Here is a 6072-nt window from a genome sequence, read left to right as displayed (position 1 = left end):
AGGCGGCTTCGCCTGGAGGTGCAGTTCCAGGGCTGCCACGAGGTCGACCCGAAGATCTGCTATCCGCCGCACACCCAGCCATTGGACCTGCCGCTGCCGGCCGCCGTCGCCACGTCCGGCGGCCGTTCGCGCGGCGCCGCGCTGCGGAGCCTCGGGGCTACCCGCGGCTCCGCGGGCGGGGACCCGCCGCTCCCGGCCGGACAGGCCTTCAAGCTCGACGCACTGGCGCAGGACCCGCACCACCTGCTGCTGCGCTGGACGATGCCGCCCGGCTACTACCTCTACCGCGACCAGACCCGGCTGCAGCTGCGCGACGGCGAAGGCCTCACGCTGACGCCGCAGTGGCCGGCCGGCACGCGCAAGGACGACCCGCACTTCGGCAGCGTCACGGTCTACTTCAACGAGCTGGAGCTGCCGGTGACGCTCACGGGCGACCCGGGCGGGCGCACGCGACTGGTGCTGGAGGCGAGCTTCCAGGGCTGCCAGGACGGCGGCCTGTGCTACCCGGTGATGACGCGGACGCTGGACATCGACCTGGGCAGCGCCGCCCCGTCGACCGGGACGCCTACCACCACCGCGGCGGAGCCGCCGGCCGCCGCCGCGCCGGGCCCGCTGCAGACCCGCCTGTGGCTCGCACTGCTGCTCGCCCTCGGCGGCGGCCTGGTGCTCAACCTGATGCCGTGCGTGCTGCCGGTCCTGTCGATCAAGGCGGTCGGCCTGCTGGAAAGCGGCGAGAGCCCGGCGCGCGCGCGGGCGCACGCGGTCGCCTATACCGCCGGCGTGCTGGTCAGCTTCGTCGCGCTGGGGCTGGGCATCCTCGCCCTGCGTTCGGCCGGCCACGCGCTGGGCTGGGGCACGCAGCTGCAGCAGCCGTTGCTCGTGGGCGTGCTGGCGCTGGTGATGCTGGCGGTGGGCCTGTCGATGTCCGGGCTGGTGCAGTTCGGCGCTTCGCTGGGCAACACCGGCGCCGGATGGGCCACGCGCGGTGGCATGGGCGGTGATTTCTTCACCGGCGTGCTGGCCGTGGTGGTGGCCAGCCCCTGCACGGCACCGTTCATGGGCAGCGCGCTGGCCTATGCCTTTGCCGCACCCGCCCTGGCGGCATTGCTGGTGTTCGTGGCGCTCGGCCTGGGCCTGGCGCTGCCATTCCTCGCCGTCGGTTTCGTGCCGGCGCTGGCCAGGCGGCTGCCGCGACCGGGGCGCTGGATGGAGACGCTCAAGCAACTGCTGGCCTTCCCGATGTACCTCACCGCCGCCTGGCTGGCCTGGGTACTGGCCAACCAGCGCGGTGCCGATGCAGTGGGCCTGCTGCTGGTCGCCGCGGTGTTCCTCGCGTTGACCCTGTGGTGGTTCGAGCGCAGCCGCGGCCGTGCCGGCCTGGTGCGTGCACCGGTGCTGCTGGCACTACTGGCCACCGCCGTGCCGCTGTACGGACTGGCGCAGCTGCCACCGCCGCTGCGCACGGCGCAGGCGGACTCCGGCGTGGTCGCCTACAGCCCGCAAAGGCTGGCCGAGCTGCGCGCCGCCGGCACCCCGGTATTCGTCGACATGACCGCCGACTGGTGCGTCACGTGCAAGGCCAACGAGCACACCGTGCTGGACACGGCCACCTTCCGCGCGCTGCTCCAGCGCACCGGCGCGGTCTACATGAAGGGCGACTGGACCGACGTGAACCCCACGATCGCCGCCTTCCTGCAGCGCTACCATTCGCCGGGCGTGCCGCTCTACGTGGTGTTCCCGCGCGGCGGTGGCGAGGGGCACAAGCTGCCGACCGTGCTCACCTCCGGACTGGTCGAGCAGGCGCTCACCGAGGCGGCGCGCTGACATGATGACCCGCGCGAGCTGGCTGATCCTTGCCCTGGCGGTACTCGCCGCCGCAGCCGGCGGCTGGCTGCAGCATGCTGCACGCGAACGGCGCGGACCGGACCTGGCCGGCCGGCCGGCACCGGTGCTGCAGCTGCCCGACCTGGACGGCCGCACGCACAGCCTCGCCGACTATGCCGGCCGCCGCGTGCTGGTGAATTTCTGGGCCAGCTGGTGCGGGCCGTGCCTGAAGGAGATGCCGGCACTGGTGACAGCACAGGCTCGGTTCGGCGGGACCCGTGCGGCGGTGGTCGGCATCGCGATGGATACGCCGGAGAACGTGCGCGCCTATCTCGAGGCCTATCCGGTCAACTACCCGATCCTGCTGGGCCGCCTGGATGACCCGGACAGCGCGCGGCAACTGGGCGATAGCGCCAGCGTGCTGCCGTACAGCGTGTTGCTCGATGCCGACGGCACGGTGCTGGCCAGCCACGCCGGCGTGCTGGATCCCGCCACGCTGGAGCGCTGGCTGGGCAAGGACCCCCTGTAGGGGCGCGCCGGGCAGCCGGCGATCACCTACCGGCGCGCTCCTGCCAACGGCCTCGACGCCATACGCCCACGCACGGTTTGTGCGCCAGTTCTCCGCCAAACATCGCCGAACTGCGTCGAACTGGACAACATCACTCCGGACGCGCACACTTCGCCTCCTCGCCGGGCCGCTCCGGCTGCTGCCAAGGTGTCGCGTGGCGAAATTGCTGGTCCTGCACGGGCCCAACCTCAACCTGCTGGGCTCGCGCGAGCCGGAGATCTACGGGAGTGAAACGCTCACGGAGATCGACGCGCGGCTGGTTGCGCAGGCGCAGGCGGGCGGGCATCAGCTGTCGAGCTTCCAGGCCAACGCCGAGCACGCCCTGGTCGAACGCGTGCACCAGGCCCGCACCGACGGGGTGGACTGGATCCTGATCAACCCGGCCGCCTTCACCCACACCAGCATCGCCCTGCGCGACGCTCTGGCGGCGGTGGCGATCCCGTTCATCGAGGTTCACCTGTCCAACGTGCACGCGCGCGAGCCGTTTCGCCGGCACTCCTACCTGTCCGACCTGGCGGTGGGGGTGGTCTGCGGGTTCGGCGCGACCAGCTACGCGCTGGCGCTCGAGGCTGCACTGCAGCGGCTCGCGCCGGCCTGATTACCTCTCCAAAGACCCGACCGGCCGCCCGCGCGGCCCCGAACAAGAAGGCACTCCCATGGATCTGCGCAAGATCAAGAAGCTGATCGACCTGCTCGAGGAATCGAACCTCGCGGAACTGGAAATCAAGGAAGGCGAGGAAGTGGTCCGCCTCTCGCGCGTGCCCACCGGCGGCATGACCGTCGCCGCCGCGCCGATGGCGCTGCAGGCCGCCCCGGTCGCTGCCGCGCCCGCCCCTGCTGCCGCGCCGGTGGCCGCCGATGCCGCGCCTGCCGCCAGCGCACTCCCTGAGGGCCACGTGGTCAAGGCGCCGATGGTCGGCACCTTCTACGCCTCGGCCACGCCCGGCGCGCCGGCCTTCGTCAAGGTCGGACAGCAGGTCAAGGCCGGCGAAACGCTGGGCATCATCGAGGCGATGAAGATGTTCAACCAGATCGAGGCCGACGTCGCCGGCACGGTGCAGGCGATCCTCATCGAGAACGGCCAGCCGGTCGAATTCGACCAGCCGATGTTCGTGATTGCGTGATTCGGCGGAGAACGGGGAACCGGAAACAGGGCACGGCAAAGGCTGCGGCATCGCGCCCTTACCGTCCCTTGTTCCCGATTCCGCGTTCCCTGCTCCTTCGGAGCTTCCCATGCTAGAAAAAGTCGTCATTGCCAACCGCGGCGAGATCGCGCTGCGCGTGCTGCGCGCGTGCCACAGCCTTGGCATCAAGACGGTCGCGGTGCACTCCACCGCCGACCGCAACCTCAAACACGTGGGCCTGGCCGACGAGGCGATCTGCATCGGACCGGCGCCGTCGGTCGACAGCTACCTCAACATCCCGCGCATCATCGCCGCGGCGGAAATCACCGACGCGCAGGCGATCCATCCGGGCTACGGCTTCCTTTCCGAGCGGGCCGATTTTGCCGAACAGGTCGAGCAGTCCGGCTTCATCTTCATCGGCCCGACCGCCGACGTGATCCGCCTGATGGGCGACAAGGTCGAGGCGATCAAGGCGATGAAGGCCGCCGGGGTGCCGTGCGTGCCCGGCTCGGGCGGACCACTGGGCGACAACGTCGATGAAAACCTGCGGATCGCGCGCGATATCGGCTATCCGGTGATCATCAAGGCCGCCGGCGGCGGCGGTGGCCGCGGCATGCGCGTGGTGCGCACCGAGGCGCACCTGGCCAACGCCATCACCATGACCAAGTCGGAGGCCAAGGCCGCTTTCGGCAACGATCAGGTGTACATGGAGAAGTTCCTGGAGAACCCGCGCCACGTGGAGATCCAGGTGCTCGCCGATGGCCAGGGCAACGCGATCCACCTGGGCGAGCGCGACTGCTCGATGCAGCGCCGCCACCAGAAGGTGGTCGAGGAGGCGCCCGCGCCGGGCATCACGCCGGAGCAGCGCGCGGAGATCGGCAAGGTCTGTGTGGACGCCTGCATCCGCATCGGCTACCGCGGCGCCGGCACCTTCGAGTTCCTCTACGAGAACGGCCGCTTCTACTTCATCGAGATGAACACCCGCATCCAGGTGGAGCACCCGGTGACCGAACTGATCACCGGCATCGACCTGGTCCGCGAACAGCTGTTGATCGCCGGCGGCGAGAAGCTCTCGATCCGGCAGGAAGACGTGCAGATCCGCGGCCACGCGATCGAGTGCCGGATCAACGCCGAGGACCCGGACACCTTCATGCCCAGCCCCGGCACGGTCAAGCGCTTCGAGGCCCCGGGCGGCCCGGGTGTGCGCGTGGACACGCACCTCTACGACGGTTACCGCATCCCGCCCAACTACGACTCGATGATCGGCAAGCTGATCGTCTACGGCCCCGATCGCGAGACCGCGATCTGCCGCATGCGGCTGGCCCTGGCCGAGACCGTGATCGAAGGCGTCAAGTGCAACGTCCCGCTGCAGCAGCGCATCATGGCCGACGCCGGCTTCCAGCACGGCGGCCAGAACATCCATTACCTGGAAAAGCGCATGGCCGAGCAGAAGGAACAGAAGGCCAGCGGCGAGTAACCCGCCCCCGCAGGCACCCTCTGTAGGAGCGCCCCTGTGCGCGACCGCCATGCGGCCCGGTCGCGCACAGGGGCGCCCCTACGGCATCACCCGACGCAGCACCGCACACACCCATGCCTTTTCTGGAACTCGCCCTCACCCTCCGCGCCGAGCAGCAGCCGCGCGTGGAGGAAGCACTGGAAGACCTCGGCGCCCTCTCGATCACCCTGCGCGACGCCGACGCGGAGACGCCCGACGAGCAGGCGATCTTCGAGCCCGGCGTGGGCGAGCTGCCGCTGTGGCCCACGATCACGCTGGATGCGCTGTTCGAGGCCGGCACCGACCGCCGCGGCCTGGTCGAGGCACTCGGCGAACTGCTGCCGTGGCTGGAGCCGGATCAGCTCGCCTTCCGCGAGGTCGCCGACGAGGACTGGGAACGCGCCTGGATGGACCAGTTCAGGCCGATGCCCTTCGGTCGCCGGCTGTGGATCTACCCGTGGAACATCGAGCCACCGGCCGATGCGGACATCGTGGTCGTGCGGCTGGACCCTGGCCTGGCCTTCGGCAGCGGGACCCATCCGACCACCGCGCTTTGCCTGGAATGGCTCGACGGGCTGGACCTTGCCGGCCGCCAGCTCACCGATTACGGCTGTGGCTCGGGCATCCTCGCCATCGCCGCGCTCAAGCTGGGCGCCGCCGGCGCGGTGGGCGTGGACAACGACCCGCAGGCGCTGACCGCCTCGCGCGACAACGCCGAACGCAATGGCGTGGCCGACCGGTTGCACGTGTTCCTGCCCGGTGAGGAACCCGCTGCACCGGCCGACGTGTTCGTCGCCAACATCCTCGCCGGCCCGCTCGGCGAACTCGCCCCCACCTTCGCCGCCGCCTGCAAGCCGGGCGCACCCTTCGCCATTTCCGGCATCCTGGCCGGCCAGCAGGACGAACTGCTGGCGCGTTACGCCGAGTGGTTCGACGAGCTGCGCGTGGATACGCGTGAGGACTGGGTCCGCATCAGCGGCCACCGTCGCTGAAGGCCAATCCTGCAGGAGCGCACCTGTGCGCGACCGTAATCCACGGCGGTCGCGCACAGGTGCGCTCCT

At 70.4% G+C, this 6072-nt stretch carries 6 protein-coding genes; all 6 read left to right on the top strand.

The features are described from left to right. A partial coding sequence (locus VFH59_RS07300) for a protein-disulfide reductase DsbD (protein WP_325164223.1) occupies positions 1-1824 on the top strand: 1824 nt, incomplete at its 5' end. 1 nt (position 1825) lies between these two features. Beyond that, the gene (locus VFH59_RS07295; protein WP_325164222.1) at positions 1826-2353 is read left to right on the top strand and encodes a TlpA disulfide reductase family protein; all 528 of its coding nucleotides are present in this window, start codon (positions 1826-1828) and stop codon (positions 2351-2353) included. A 193-nt stretch (positions 2354-2546) separates the two neighbouring features. After that, a complete protein-coding gene (aroQ, locus tag VFH59_RS07290; RefSeq protein WP_325164221.1) occupies positions 2547-2990 on the top strand; it encodes a type II 3-dehydroquinate dehydratase in 444 nt (147 codons plus the stop codon). A gap of 58 nt (positions 2991-3048) precedes the next feature. Continuing rightward, positions 3049-3516, top strand: coding sequence for an acetyl-CoA carboxylase biotin carboxyl carrier protein (gene accB / locus VFH59_RS07285; protein WP_325164220.1), 468 nt, complete (start codon positions 3049-3051; stop codon positions 3514-3516). A gap of 109 nt (positions 3517-3625) precedes the next feature. Beyond that, positions 3626-4993 (top strand): acetyl-CoA carboxylase biotin carboxylase subunit, encoded by a 1368-nt coding sequence (accC, locus tag VFH59_RS07280; RefSeq protein ID WP_325164219.1) that lies wholly within the window; start codon positions 3626-3628, stop codon positions 4991-4993. Positions 4994-5106: 113 nt separating this feature from the next. Next, the gene (prmA, locus tag VFH59_RS07275; protein WP_325164218.1) at positions 5107-6003 is read left to right on the top strand and encodes a 50S ribosomal protein L11 methyltransferase; all 897 of its coding nucleotides are present in this window, start codon (positions 5107-5109) and stop codon (positions 6001-6003) included. Positions 6004-6072 lie beyond the last annotated feature (69 nt).

The sequence above is a fragment of the Frateuria sp. genome, from assembly GCF_035695185.1.
Taxonomy (GTDB): domain Bacteria; phylum Pseudomonadota; class Gammaproteobacteria; order Xanthomonadales; family Rhodanobacteraceae; genus Frateuria_A.
This window is presented reverse-complemented; position numbering and strand designations above follow the sequence as displayed.